Source organism: Promicromonospora sp. Marseille-Q5078, from assembly GCF_050315395.1.
Lineage (GTDB): Bacteria > Actinomycetota > Actinomycetes > Actinomycetales > Cellulomonadaceae > Isoptericola.
The window spans coordinates 884,961-898,524 of record NZ_JBNPQG010000001.1; the positions used below are offsets into that span (position 1 = coordinate 884,961).

Genomic DNA, 13,564 nt, shown 5'->3' on the forward strand with positions numbered 1-13,564 from the left:
CGTGCCTGCTCGCCGCTCGGCGCGGTCAGGGGCGGGCGTAGGCCGCCTGCGGCAGCCGGTAGGTGAGGTCGGCGGCGACGTCGAGCGCCTCGTCCAGGTCGAGGCGGTGCTCCGCCACGAGGCGGGCCAGGTAGCCGGCGTCCACGCGCCGGGCCAGGTCGTGCCGCGCGGGGATGGAGCAGAAGGCGCGCGTGTCGTCCACGAAGCCGCTCATGTTGCTGAAGCCGGCCGTCTCGGTGGCCGACTCGCGGAACCGCCGCATCGCGTCGGGGGCGTCGAGGAACCACCACGGCGCGCCGAGTCGCAGGGCCGGGTAGACGCCGGCGAGCGGCGCCAGCTCGCGTGAGTACACGTCCTCGTCCACCGTGAACGCGATCATGCGGAAGCCCGGGTGGTGGCCGAAGGCGTCCAGCACGGGGCGCAGCGACGTCGTGAACTCGGTGACGACGGGGATGTCGTACCCCTTGTCCGGGCCGAACGCCGCGAACGGGGCGCTGGCGTGGTCGCGCAGCACGCCGGGGTGCAGCTGCATGACCAGGCCGTCCTCGGCCGACATCGCGGCCATCTGGAACAGCATGTGCCCGCTGAACGCCTGCGCCTCCGCGGCGGTGACCGTGCCGGCGAGCGCGGCGTCGAGGATGCGCCGGGCCTCGGCGTCGTCCAGCGGCGTCGTGTCCGCGTACAGGTGGCCGTGGTCCGTGGCGCGCGCGCCCGCGGCGACGAAGCGCTCGCGCTGCGCGCGCAGGGCCTCGAGGTAGCGGTCGTACGACGTGACGTCGACCCCGGCCGCCTCACCCAGGCGGGCGACGTCGTCGCGCCAGGTCGCGCGGTCGACGTGCAGCAGGGGGTCTGGGCGGAAGGTCGGCAGCACCCGGTCTCCGTAGCCGTCCGCGGCGAGCTTGGCGTGCGCGTCGAGGGTGGCCCAGGCGGGGTCGGTCGTGGCGATGACCTCGATGCCGAAGGTGTCCAGCAGGGCGCGGGGCCGGAAGTCGTGCTCGGCGATGCGGGCCGCGACCTGGTCGTAGAGCGCGTCGGCCGTCTCGGCGGACGGGCGCTGGGTGACGCCGAAGATCTCGACCAGCGCGTGCTCCAGCCAGTACCGCGTGGGCGTGCCCCGGAAGTGCTTCCAGCCGGCGCAGAAGCGCCGCCAGATCTCGCGCGGGTCGGTCTCGGCGTCCTCGTCGGCCGTCGAGCCCACGCCGAGGCGGGGCAGCGTCTCGCCCTGGGAGACCAGCATCCGTGTGAGGTAGTGGTCGGGCACCACGACGAGCTGGGCGGGGTCCGGGAACGGCGTGTCGTCGGCGAACCACTCGACGGGCACGTGGCCGTGCATCGAGACCACCGGCAGGTCGCGCACCGCGGAGTAGATCTCGCGGGCCAGGGGGCGGATGCCCGGGTCGGCGGGCAGTGCCCGGTCGGGGTGCAGGGTCCAGCGGTCGTCCACGGGCGTGTCCTCGTCGTCGAGCGGTTGCGAACGTTTGCATCCTAACGTGATCTTCACGGGCGGCCGCAAGAGGGACGGTCTGGGCCAGCCCGCGAGCATCTGTGGCATGATCTGGCAAACGTTCGCAACGAGCGCATCGACCGATGGAGGTGGCCCGTGGTCACGGTGCACGACGTGGCGCGCGCCGCGGGGGTGTCGATCTCGACCGTGTCGCGGGCGCTGGCCACGCCCCAGCGTGTTGCCGCGCCGACGCGCGAACGCGTCACCGCGGCGGCACGAGAGCTCGGGTACCGCCCGAACCGGGCCGCCAGCGTGCTGCGGGCCGGCCGGAGCGGCGCCCTCGGCCTGGTGGTCCCCGACCTCGCCAACCCGTACTTCGCCGCCATGGCGAAGGGGGCGCAGGCCCGCGCGCGCGAACGAGGGCTGGGGCTGTTCGTCGTCGACACCGAGGAGGACGCGGACCTCGAGGTCGAGGCGGTGCTCGGGCTCGCGCCGCAGACGGACGGCCTGCTGCTGTGCTCGCCGCGCGCGGCGGAGCGGTCCGTCGCGGCGCTCGCGGACCGGCCCGTGGTGCTGGTCAACCAGCACGTGGACGGCGTGCCCTCGGTGGTGGTCGACCACGAGGCGGGGATGTTCCGCGCGCTGGAGCACCTTCGCGCGCTCGGCCACCGCCGGGTGGCGTACGTGGGCGGGCCCGAGAGCTCATGGTCGGACGCGCGCCGGCGGGCCGGCCTGGCGGCCGCGTCGCGTCGGGTCGGCGGCGTCGAGGTCGTGCCGCTCGGGGCCTTCCGGCCCCAGGTGGAGGGCGGCCGCGCGGCCGCGGACCTCGTGGTCGCCACCGGCGCCACGGCCGTGGTGACGTTCAACGACCTCGTCGCCGTCGGGCTGGTGGAGCGGCTGCGCGCGCGGGGTCTCGCCGTGCCCGACGACGTCTCGGTCGTGGGCTGCGACGACGCGTACGTGGCCGAGCTCGTGACGCCGGCGCTGACGACGCTGCGCAGCGACCTGCGCGACGTCGGTCGCGTCGCCGTGGACCACCTCCTGCGGCGCATCGAAGGCCGTGCGCCCGACGCGTCCGAGCCCGGTGTGGTCGAGACGCGCCCCGTCGAGCTCGTCGTCCGCTCCTCGACCGCGCCGCCCCGGCCGGGCGCCGTGGACCGCCCCGACCCGTCCTGATCAGCCGACCCACGACCGTCCGGCGTCGACGCCGGGCCCGGGAGGAACCATGACCGACCGACTCCGTCGCACCGCGCTGCCCGCGCAGCTGGACGCTCCCGCGTCCCCCGACCAGGTGGGCATCGTGCACCTGGGGATCGGCGCGTTCCACCGGGCGCACCAGGCGGTGTTCACCGAGCTGGCCGCCCGCGCCACGGGCGACCGCCGCTGGGGCATCCTCGGGGTGACGCAGCGCTCGGCCTCGGTGCGCGACCAGCTGCGGCCGCAGGGCGGCGTCTACTCCGTGCTCACGGCGGGCACCCACGAGAGCCGGCTCGACCTCGTCGGGTCCGTGCTCGACGTCGCGTGGCCGGCCGAGGAGACGGCGCGGGTGCTGGACGCGATCGCGGCGCCGACGACGCACGTCGTCACGCTCACCGTGACCGAGAAGGGGTACGCCCGCGGCGCGGACGGCGGCCTCGACGTCGAGCGCGTGCGTCCCGACCTGGACGCCCTCGCCGCCGACCAGGCGGTCGCGCCGGGCGCGGAGGCGGTACCGGGGACGACGGCGGTGGGCCTGCTGGTGCGCGGGCTCGCGGCGCGGTGGCGCGCCGCGGAGGAGTCGGGGGAGCGGCGCCCGGTCACGGTGCTGACCTGCGACAACATGGTCGACAACGGCCGGGTGCTGGAGCGCCTGGTGGGCGAGGCGGTGGACGCGGCGCTGCCCGGCGCGGTGGGCGACGGGCTGCGGGCGTGGCTCGCCGCGGACGTCGCGTTCCCGTGCTCGATGGTCGACCGGATCGTGCCCGCGACGACGCCGGCGCAGCGCGACGCGGTGGAGCGCGAGCTCGGCGCGCGCGACGAGGGCCTCGTCGTGGGGGAGCCGTTCCGGCAGTGGGTGATCGAGGACCGCTTCGCCGGCCCCCGGCCCGCGTGGGAGGAGGCGGGCGCCACGCTCACCGAGGACGTGGCCCCGTGGGAGCAGGCCAAGCTGCGCATGCTCAACGGCACGCACTCGCTGCTCGCGTACGCGGGCCGGCTCGCCGGGCACACGACCCTCGCGGAGGCGGTGACCGACCCTGCGCTGCACGAGCGGGCGCGCGCCTTCATGGTCGACGACGCCGTGCCGACGCTGACCGCGCCGGACGGCGCCGACCTGCGGGCCTACGGGGAGTCGCTGCTGGAGCGCTTCGCCAACCCGGCCACCGGGCACACCACGCTGCAGGTGTCGATGGACGGCACGCAGAAGATCCCGATCCGGTGGGGCGGCATCGTCGCCGACCGGCTCGCGGCGGGCGCGGTCCCGGCCGGCGCGGCGTTCGGCCTGGCGGCGTGGAGCGAGGTGGTGCGCCGGGAGGCGGCCGCGGGGCGGCTGCTCGACGACCCCCGCGCGCAGGAGCTCGCCGACGCGGTGGCCAGTGCCGGCGACGGCGACCCCGCGGCGGCCGCCCCGGCCGACGTCGCGCGGGCGCTGCTCGCGATGCCGGGCCTCCTGCCCGACGGCGCGGGTACCGACGAGCGCCTGGTGGACGCCGTCGTGGCCGAGGTCCCGGCGCTCGCCGCGGTGTGACCGTCCGGGAGCGCGCGGACGTGCGCCGGGCGACGGTTCGCCCCGGCGCACGTCGCGCCTGACCTGCATCGATACAACCGGTCGGCGGGAGGAGCCGGCGGCTCCCGCTGCCGGTCCGCGGGAGCCGTGGTCCGGAGCGGAGCGCGGAGGCCGTACCCTCGTTGCCGGATCGTGATGTGAGTCGGACCACCCTGGGGCTGGACAACGCTTACCGAATCCTGTTTTATCGATTCAGTCGGCAGCCGGTGGGGAGTCAACGGGGCGTCCTCGCCGCCGACGATCGTGGACGATCGACGAGCGAGGAGGCTCACATGAGGATCACGCGCAAGGCCGCCGGCGCGGCAGCGGCGATGGTCGCCGTCGCCCTCACCCTCACGGCCTGCGGGGGCGGGACCGACCCCGCCGAGCCCGGCTCCGCCGAGACGGTGAGCACCGACGAGGACATCACCATCTCGCTCGCCTGGTGGGGCGAGCCCGCCCGCGCCGAGATGTACGAGAAGGCGGTGGACCTCTTCGAGGAGGACCACCCCAACATCACGGTGCAGACCCAGTTCCAGGACTGGGACGCCTACTGGACCGCCCGGGCCACCGAGGCGGCCGGCGGCGCCCTGCCCGACGTGATCCAGATGGACCTGTCCTACCTGCGCCAGTACGGCGCCACCGGTCAGCTCCTCGACCTCGCCGGCCAGGAGGGCGTGAACCTGGACGTCGACGACATCGACGACTCGCTGCTGGGTTCGGGGCAGATCGACGGGAGCCAGTACGGCGTCCCCACGAGCACCAACACGCTCGCGCTCTTCTACAACGCCGACCTGCTGAAGAAGATCGGCGTCGAGCCGCTCGCCGAGGGCTACACCTGGGACGACCTCAACGCCTGGATCGCCGAGGTCTCCAAGGCCGGCGCGGGCGAGAAGCCCGTGATCTACGGCTCCGGCGACTACACCGGCACGTTCTGGTTCTTCCTGCAGTGGCTGATCCAGCAGGGCGTGGAGCCGTTCACGGCCGACGGCCAGCTGAACTTCGACGAGGCGCAGATGACCGAGTGGCTGAACCAGGGCCAGCCGCTGCGTGACGACGGCGCCTTCTTCCCGATCAAGCAGACCAAGCAGCTCGAGCCGCTCGGCGGGTTCCACGTCAACCAGTCGGCGTCCGAGGCGACCTGGGACAACTTCCTGGCCGGCTACGTCGCCGAGTCCGGCGAGGACATCCAGATGCTGCCGATGCCGTCGGGCGAGAACGGGCCGCAGCAGTTCTGGAAGCCGTCGATGCTGCTGTCGACGTCGGCCCAGACCGAGCAGCCCGAGGCCGCGGCCGCGCTCATCGACTTCCTGGTCAACGACCCGGAGGTCGGCAAGATCTTCGGCACGTCGAAGGGCGTGCCCGCCGTCCAGGGCCAGATCGACGCGATGAACGTCGAGAAGGGCTCGGTCGACGAGCAGGTCGTGCAGTACGAGGAGGACGTCACGGACGACGTGACCGAGTCCGCGCCGGTGCCGGTCGAGGGCTTCGGCGAGATCGAGGCGGAGTTCAAGCGCCTCGGCGAGGAGCTGCAGTACGGCAACGTCACGGTGGACGAGTTCGTCACCCAGTGGTTCTCCTTCGCCGACAGCACGGTGAAGCAGTCGTGACTGCCGTGACCTCGAGCTCCACGCTCGACACCGCCCGGGGGACGCGGCCCGCGTCCCCCGAGCGGGGGCGCGCCTCCCGCCGGCGTGATGCTGGTGCGGGGTTCGCGTTCTTGTCGCCGTGGTTGGTGGGTTTCGTGGTGTTGACGGCGTTCCCGATGGTGGCGTCGTTGTATCTGGCGTTCACGGACTATGACTTGTTCCGGCCGCCGTCGTGGGTGGGTGTCGAGAACTTCGTGAAGCTGTTCGAGGACCCGAGGTTCTGGACGTCGGCGAAGGTCACGGCGATCTACGTGCTGGTCGGCACGCCGATCAAGCTGGCCGCGGCGCTGGGTGTGGCGATGGTGCTGAACATGAAGCACCGGGGTCAGGGCGCGTACCGGTCGATCTTCTACGCCCCGTCGTTGATCGGCGCGTCGGTGTCGATCGCGATCGTGTGGAAGGCGATGTTCATCGACGACGGCATCGTGGACCGCATCCAGCAGCTGTTCGGCGCCCCGGCCGGGGGGTGGGTGGGTGACCCGTCCAAGACGATGCCGATGTTCGTGCTGCTCGCGGTGTGGACGTTCGGCGCGCCGATGGTGATCTTCCTCGCGGGCTTGAAGCAGATCCCGACCGAGCTGTACGAGGCGGCCGCGGTCGACGGCGCGGGCCCGATCCGCAAGTTCTGGCGGATCACGATCCCGATGCTGTCCCCGGTGCTGTTCTTCAACCTGCTGCTGGAGACGATCGGCGCGTTCCAGGTGTTCGGGTCGGCGTTCATCATCTCCGGCGGCACCGGCGGGCCGGCGGACTCGACCCTGTTCTACACGCTGTACCTGTACATCAAGGGCTTCGCCCAGTTCGACATGGGGTACGCCTCGGCCATGGCATGGGTCCTGGTGATCGTGGTCGGTGTCATCACCACGATCCTGTTCAAGACGTCCAACGCCTGGGTCCACTACTCCGGAGACAACCGATGAGCGACACACACATCGTCACCCCTCCCTTGTCGGCCCAGGCGGCCGCGGCCGGTGTCCCCGTCGGCTCGGGCACCCGTCCGGGCGGCCCTTCGGGTCCGGCGATCGACTCCTCGTTGCGGCAGGCCGCGAAGCGGCGTCGGACCGGGCGCTCGGTCGGGTTCCACGCCTTCATGATCGTGTGCACGATCGTGGTGCTGTATCCCGCGGCGTGGATGCTGACCAGCTCGTTCAAGCCGTCCAACGAGATCATCGGGAACATCAGCCTGTGGTCGGACAACTTCTCGGCCGCGAACTTCGCGACCGCGCTGTCCGGGATCGGCGGGGTCGGGTTCTGGACCTTCTTCGGCAACTCCATGATCCTGGCCGTCGCCTCGGTCGTCGGGGTGGTGCTGTCCTCCACGGTCAGCGCGTACGCGTTCGCGCGGATCGACTTCCCCGGCCGCGGCCTGTTCTTCGCGATCATGATCGGCACCCTGCTGCTGCCGTTCCACGTCGTGATCATCCCGCAATACATCATGTTCAACGAGCTCGGCCTGGTGAACACGTTCATCCCGCTGCTCGCACCGAAGTTCCTCGCCGGCGAGGCGTTCTTCGTCTTCCTCATGGTCCAGTTCATGCGCAACCTGCCCCGCGAGCTCGACGAAGCAGCCCGCATCGACGGCGCCGGCCACGCGCGCATCTTCGGCTCGATCATGCTCCCGCTGATGCGCCCCGCGATCATCACCAGCTCGATCTTCGCGTTCATCTGGTCCTGGAACGACTTCCTCGGCCCCCTGCTCTACCTCAAGAAGCCCGACATGTACCCCCTGCCCATCGCGCTACGCCTCTACGTCGACCAGACCAGCGTGTCCGACTACGGCGCCCAGATGGCCATGGCCGTCCTGGCCCTGCTGCCCGTGATGATCTTCTTCATCCTGTTCCAGCGCTACATCGTCGACGGCGTCGCCACCCAAGGCCTCAAGGGCTGAGGATGGTGGGCGGCACGACGACGGAAGAGGTGGCCATGACGGCAGGACCCGGGCGCGAGCGCGGCCGCGACAGGCGGAAGCGCTCCGCCGGCAGGGGCGAGACCCGCACGGGAGCGGCCCTCGGGCTGTTCGCCGAGGTGGTGCTCGCCGGCGTGCTCGTCGCGCTCGGCAGCCTGCTGCTGGTCACCGCGGTTCCCTCCCTGGCGGCGGGCGTGGCACACGTCCGCCGCCAGGTGACCGGCCACGACATCGGCGTGGCCCGCTTCGCCCGCGACTGGTGGGCGGCCGTCCGGGCCCTCTGGCCGCTCGGCCTCGCCGCCGTCGGCGTGGCGCTGCTCCTCGCGCTGGACTGGCAGCTCGCCCGCGCGGACGTGCTGCCCGGCGCGAGCGTCGTCGCGGTGGTGGTCGCCGTCGCCGCGGCCGCCGTCGTCGTCGTGCTGGCCCGCGCGGCGGGAGCCTGGTCCGAGTCCGCCGACGGCGCCGGCCTGACCGCGCGCCAGGCGCTGGCCGTGGGCACGCAGCGCACGCAGGACGACCTGACCGGCTCGGTGCTCCTCGCCGTCGCGGCGGCGCTGTGCGTCGTCTTCGTGTGGATGCTCCCGCCGCTCGTGCTGGTGGTCGGCGGGCTGCTCTCCCTGGCCGTGGTGGGCGTGGAGATCCGCCGCAGCGGCCGCGCCACGGCCTGACCGCTCCGGCCTGATCCCCCCGGCCCGACCGGCCGACCCGCCCGCCCGCCCCGTCTCACCCGATCGACCCGACTCTCGCTGGTTCCGTAGTGCAACGATGCAGAAGGGAACGACCCATGCGAACGACCCGAGCCGCCGCGCGCGCCGTCGCCGCGCTGACCGTGGGCGCGATGACCGTGAGCGCGCTCGCTCTCACCGGCACGGCAGCAGCCGCGCCGCCCGCCCACGGCGGGCACCCCGGCGACGCCGCCGGTGTCCAGCTGGAGCACCTCGACCGCGGGCTCGTGGCCGCGAGCACCAGCGAGGGGGTCTTCCTCTCCTGGCGCCTGCTCGGCGACGAGGTCACGGGGCACACCGACACCGGCATGGCCGGCCCCGACTTCGCCGTCTACCGCGACGGGAAGCGCGTCGCCACGGTCACCGGCTCCACGAGCTACGTGGACGCCGACGGCGCCGCGACCTCGCGCTACGCCGTCGCGCCCCTCACCGCGGACAAGCACGGCAGGGAGCGGGAGGGGCGGCGCAGCGACGCCGTCACCGCGTGGTCCGACGACCACCTGGACATCCCGCTGAACAAGCCCGCCGGCGGCGTCACCCCCGCCGGCGAGAGCTACACGTACTCCGCGAACGACGCGTCCGTGGGCGACCTCGACGGCGACGGCGAGCTCGAGATCGTCCTCAAGTGGGACCCCTCCAACTCCAAGGACGTGTCGCAGAAGGGGTACACCGGCACCGCGTACCTCGACGCCTACGAGCTCGACGGCACCCAGCTGTGGCGGATCGACCTGGGCGTGAACATCCGCGCCGGCGCCCACTACACGCAGTTCCCGGTGTACGACTTCGACGGCGACGGCCAGGCCGAGCTCATGGTGAAGACCGCGCCGGGCACCAAGGTCACCACGTACCGGCACGGGAAGCCGGGCCGCACGCAGTTCGTGACCATCCCGAAGGACGACCGCAGGGCCGGCGTCACGCACGCCGACGACTACCGGTACAGCGCCGACGACTACGCCGAGCACCTGGTCGACATGTTCCAGGGGTGGACCGAGCAGCCGGAGGTGGCGTCCGGGCAGTGGCCCGCCACGCTCGAGGAGGCGTTCGGCATCGAGCCGCGCTACGACTACCCGCTGTCCGAGGCGGACGCGCGCGAGCTCGTGGACTACTTCATCGACGACTACGCGCCGTCGCGCTCGGCACGGAACGACCTGCGGACCTTCGAGGGCTTCGTCATCTCCGGCCCGGAGTACCTCAGCGTCTTCGAGGGGCGCTCCGGCACGCCGCTGGAGACCGTGGACTACGAGCCCGGCCGCACCGACGACGGCCTGCGCTGGGGCGACTACGCGATGGCGCGCATCGAGCCCGGCAACCGGGTGGACCGCTTCCTGGCGGGCGTCGCCTACCTGGACGGCGAGCACCCGTCGGCCGTCTTCGCGCGGGGCTACTACACGCGCACCGCGCTGGCGGCCTACGACTGGGACGGCCGGCACCTGTCGAAGCGGTGGGACGTGGACTCCGGCTGGACGCCGATGAGCAACCCGTTCGACGACTCGCCGCACGGCGTCCCCGGCACCGACCCCGACTTCGGGTCGATCACCACCCAGGGCTTCCACTCGATGTCGGCGGCGGACGTCGACGGCGACGGGCGGCAGGAGATCGTCTACGGGTCGGCGACGATCGACGACGACGGCTCCCTGCTCTACTCGTCGGCGGACACGCTGCCGGAGGGCAGCGCGGACCCGGGCGCCACCGCCGGCCTCGGCCACGGCGACGCCATGCACGTGACCGACATCGACCCCGCGCGCCCGGGCCTGGAGATCTGGACCTGCCACGAGGGCGGCACGTGGGCGCCGTACGGCTCGGCGATGCGGGACGCCGCCACCGGCGAGGTGCTGTTCGGCGCCTACTCGGGGCGCGACACCGGCCGCTGCCTGGCCGGCGACGTCGACCCCGCCACCCCGGGGATCGAGGTCTGGGCGTCGATGCCGGACGGCACCGCCGGCTCGGGCCTGCTCAGCGCCACCGGCGAGCAGCTGGCCACGACCACGCCGGGCACCAACCAGTCCGTGCGCTGGGCCGCCGACGGCAGCACGCAGGTGCTCACCGGGGCGGTCGACGTGACCCCGCAGATCGTGGACGGCGACGGCACCGTGGTCGAGACGCTCGACGGCACGCGGACGAACAACTCCACCAAGGGCAACCCGTCGCTCGTCGCCGACGTGCTGGGCGACTGGCGCGAGGAGGTGCTGGTCCGGACGGCGGACTCGTCCGCCCTGCGGCTGTTCACCCCCACCGAGGTGAGCGACATCGCGATGTACACGCTCCTGCACGACCCGCAGTACCGGGCCGAGGTGGCCCGCCAGCAGACCGCCTACAACCAGCCGTCGTACCCGGGGTTCTACCTCGCGTCCGACACCGACTGGTCGCAGGTCCCCGTCCCGTCGCTGAGGTAGTGCCACCCACCGCGCCTGCGCGGGACGGGAGCTCCCTCGCCAGAGAGGAACACCATGAAGATCACCACCCGCCGTCGCCGGCTCGCCGCCGTCGCGGCGCCCGCGGCCGCCGTCGCGCTGCTCGCGTCGTCCTGCTCCGGCGGCGACACCCCGTCGGGCGTCGCCGAGACGCTCGACCCGGACGAGCAGGTCACCCTGACCGTCGCCTGGTGGGGTGACGACGACCGCGCCGCGCGCTACGAGGAGGCCCTCGACCTCTTCGAGGAGCAGCACCCGAACATCACCGTCCAGAGCTCGTTCGTCGCGTTCGACGACTACTGGACGGCGCGCGCCACCGAGGCGGCGGGCAGCTCCCTGCCCGACGTCATGCAGTTCGACTCCTCCTACCTGCGCGAGTACGCGGGCACCGGGCAGCTGCTCGACGTCACGCCCTACCTGGGCGACCAGGACGACGCCGCGATCGACACGTCCGACGTCGCGCCGGAGCTCATCGACTCGGGCGCGATCGACGACGCCGTCTACGCGGTGCCGACCGCCACGAACACCTGGGCCACGTTCTACAACCCGTCCGTCGTGGAGAAGCTGGGCCTGGAGCCGCCGTCGGAGGACTTCACCTGGGACGACCTGGCGGCCTGGACGGCGAAGGCGAGCGAGGCCGGCGCCGGCAAGGACCCGGCGCTGTACGGCGCCAACGACTACACCGGCGTGTTCTGGGCGTTCCTGCAGCACCTGGTGCAGGAGGGCGTCACGCCGTTCACCGACGACGGCACCCTCGGCTTCACCCGGGACGACATGGCCGAGTGGCTGCACTCGGGCGACGCGCTGCGCGAGGCCGGCGCCTACTTCCCCGTGAAGCGCGCGCAGCAGCTCGCGCCGGAGGGCGGGTTCACCGTCAACGAGCAGGCGCTCGAGATGAGCTGGGACAACTTCCTCGCCGGCTACGCCGCCGGGTCCGGCCAGGACGACATCACGATGCTGCCCTCGCCGTCCGGGTCCGACGGCGAGAAGCACATGTTCGCCCGCACGTTCCAGATGGCGGGCTCGGCGCACACCGAGCACCCCGCCGCGGTGGCCGCGCTGCTCGACTTCTTCGTGAACGAGCCCGAGGTGGGCCGGATCTTCGGCACCTCGAAGGGCGTGCCCGTCACGCAGGCGCAGCGCGACGCCATGGAGCTCGAGCCCGGCTCGGTGGACGAGCGGGTGGTGCAGTACGAGGAGGACCACGCGGACGACATCACCGAGCCGGCGCCCATCCCGGTCGAGGGCTTCGGGGCGCTCGAGGCCGAGTTCAAGCGCCTCGGCGAGGAGCTCGCGTACGGCAACATCACGGTCGACGAGTTCGTCGACCAGTGGTTCACGATGGCGGACTCGCAGCTCTCCTGACCGCACCACCCCCGCGAGATCCGAACGACCTCGACGAGATCCGAACGACCTCGGCAGAGAGGAACCCATGAAGGTCACCATCCTGGGCGCCGGCGCGATCGCCGGCGCCCACGCCCAGGCGATCCGGGCCCTGGCGGCCCACGGCGGCCCGGCGGGCGTCGAGCTGACGCACGTCGTCGACCTCGACGCCGACCGCGCGGCCGCGTTCGCCGCCGAGCACGACGTGCCGCACCACGGCACCGACCTGCAGGCGCTGCTCGACGCCGGCGAGGTGGACGTCGTGCACGTCTGCACGCCGCCGTCGGTGCACCTGGACGCGGCCGTGGCGGCGCTGCGGGCGGGGGCGCACGTGGTGGTGGAGAAGCCGGCCGTGCTGTCGCTGGCGGAGGCGGACGCGCTCGCCGACGCCGAGCGGCAGGCGGTCGACGCCGGGCTGCCGGGCCGGTTCACGCAGGTCGTGCAGCACCGGTTCGGCGCGGGGATCCAGCGGCTGCGCCGGTTCCTCGACGACGGCACGCTGGGCCGCGCGTACGTCGCGCAGTGCGACACGCTGTGGTTCCGCACCCCGGAGTACTTCGATGTGCCGTGGCGGGGCCGCTTCGACACCGAGGGCGGCGGCACCACCATGGGCCACGGCATCCACCAGTTCGACCTGCTGCTGGCCGTGCTCGGCCCGTGGACCGAGGTGCGGGCGATGGCCGGGCGCCTCGCGCGGCACACGGACACGGAGGACGTCTCGACGGCGCTCGTGCGGTTCGCGGGTGGCACGATGGCGACGATCACGAACTCCGCCATCTCCCCGCGCCAGACGTCGCGCCTGCGCTTCGACACCGAGGCCGCGACCGTCGAGCTGGAGCACCTGTACGGGTACGACGACTCCAGCTGGACCGTCACCCCGGTCGAGGGGCGCGAGGACGTCGCCGAGGCGTGGGCCGCCGACGCGGCGTCGTCGGCATCGTCGGCAGGGTCCGTGGACGGGGGAGCGAGCGGCCACCTGGCGCAGCTCGTGCCCACCTACCAGGCCCTGGCCGAGGGGCGGACCCCGCCCGTCACGGTCGCGGACACCCGCGCCACGCTCGAGCTCGCCGCGGCGATCTACCGGTCGGCGTTCACCGACGTCACCGTCCGGGCGGGGGAGATCGTCGCCGGCGACCCGTTCCACGCGTCCATGGCGGGCACCGGCACGCCGTGGCCGCCGGTCAAGGACGTGCTCGCCTGACGCGATCCGTGCTGTGGGCGTGCGAAGGGGGACTATTCGACTCCGGATAGTCCCCCTTCGCACGCCCACAACAGTTTCGGGCCGCGCGTCTGACACGCCCCG

At 72.9% G+C, this 13,564-nt stretch carries 10 protein-coding genes; 9 read left to right on the top strand and 1 reads right to left on the bottom strand.

Annotation, left to right across the window (positions count from 1 at the left end; genetic code table 11):
* Positions 1 to 25 precede the first annotated feature (25 nt).
* On the bottom strand, positions 26 to 1,444 hold the full coding sequence (gene uxaC, locus ACQFYA_RS04130; RefSeq protein WP_499121758.1) for a glucuronate isomerase: 1,419 nt from the start codon (positions 1,442 to 1,444) through the stop codon (positions 26 to 28).
* Between the two features lie 156 nt (positions 1,445 to 1,600).
* Between uxaC and ACQFYA_RS04135 the strand changes: the two genes are divergently transcribed.
* The 9 genes from ACQFYA_RS04135 (at position 1,601) to ACQFYA_RS04175 (ending at position 13,462) form a co-directional block, all read left to right on the top strand.
* Positions 1,601 to 2,620 carry a LacI family DNA-binding transcriptional regulator gene (locus ACQFYA_RS04135; RefSeq protein ID WP_499121759.1) on the top strand — a complete coding sequence of 340 codons (1,020 nt, stop codon included), beginning with the start codon at positions 1,601 to 1,603 and terminating at the stop codon, positions 2,618 to 2,620.
* 49 nt (positions 2,621 to 2,669) lie between these two features.
* On the top strand, positions 2,670 to 4,169 hold the full coding sequence (locus ACQFYA_RS04140) for a mannitol dehydrogenase family protein (RefSeq protein ID WP_499121760.1): 1,500 nt from the start codon (positions 2,670 to 2,672) through the stop codon (positions 4,167 to 4,169).
* 311 nt (positions 4,170 to 4,480) lie between these two features.
* Positions 4,481 to 5,797 (top strand): ABC transporter substrate-binding protein, encoded by a 1,317-nt coding sequence (locus tag ACQFYA_RS04145; protein ID WP_499121761.1) that lies wholly within the window; start codon positions 4,481 to 4,483, stop codon positions 5,795 to 5,797.
* A 5-nt stretch (positions 5,798 to 5,802) separates the two neighbouring features.
* Entirely contained in the window at positions 5,803 to 6,756 is a 954-nt protein-coding gene (locus tag ACQFYA_RS04150) for a carbohydrate ABC transporter permease (RefSeq protein ID WP_499127431.1), read from the top strand.
* On the top strand, positions 6,753 to 7,724 hold the full coding sequence (locus ACQFYA_RS04155; RefSeq protein ID WP_499121762.1) for a carbohydrate ABC transporter permease: 972 nt from the start codon (positions 6,753 to 6,755) through the stop codon (positions 7,722 to 7,724). The genes ACQFYA_RS04150 and ACQFYA_RS04155 overlap by 4 nt, the downstream gene beginning before the upstream one ends.
* Positions 7,725 to 7,759: 35 nt before the next feature.
* Complete coding sequence (locus tag ACQFYA_RS04160; protein WP_499121763.1) at positions 7,760 to 8,410, top strand: hypothetical protein; 651 nt, start codon at positions 7,760 to 7,762, stop codon at positions 8,408 to 8,410.
* A 116-nt stretch (positions 8,411 to 8,526) separates the two neighbouring features.
* Positions 8,527 to 10,860 (top strand): rhamnogalacturonan lyase, encoded by a 2,334-nt coding sequence (locus ACQFYA_RS04165; protein ID WP_499121764.1) that lies wholly within the window; start codon positions 8,527 to 8,529, stop codon positions 10,858 to 10,860.
* 54 nt (positions 10,861 to 10,914) lie between these two features.
* A complete protein-coding gene (locus tag ACQFYA_RS04170; protein ID WP_499121765.1) occupies positions 10,915 to 12,243 on the top strand; it encodes an ABC transporter substrate-binding protein in 1,329 nt (442 codons plus the stop codon).
* Positions 12,244 to 12,310: 67 nt separating this feature from the next.
* Positions 12,311 to 13,462 carry a Gfo/Idh/MocA family protein gene (locus ACQFYA_RS04175; protein WP_499121766.1) on the top strand — a complete coding sequence of 384 codons (1,152 nt, stop codon included), beginning with the start codon at positions 12,311 to 12,313 and terminating at the stop codon, positions 13,460 to 13,462.
* The last annotated feature ends 102 nt before the right edge of the window (positions 13,463 to 13,564 follow it).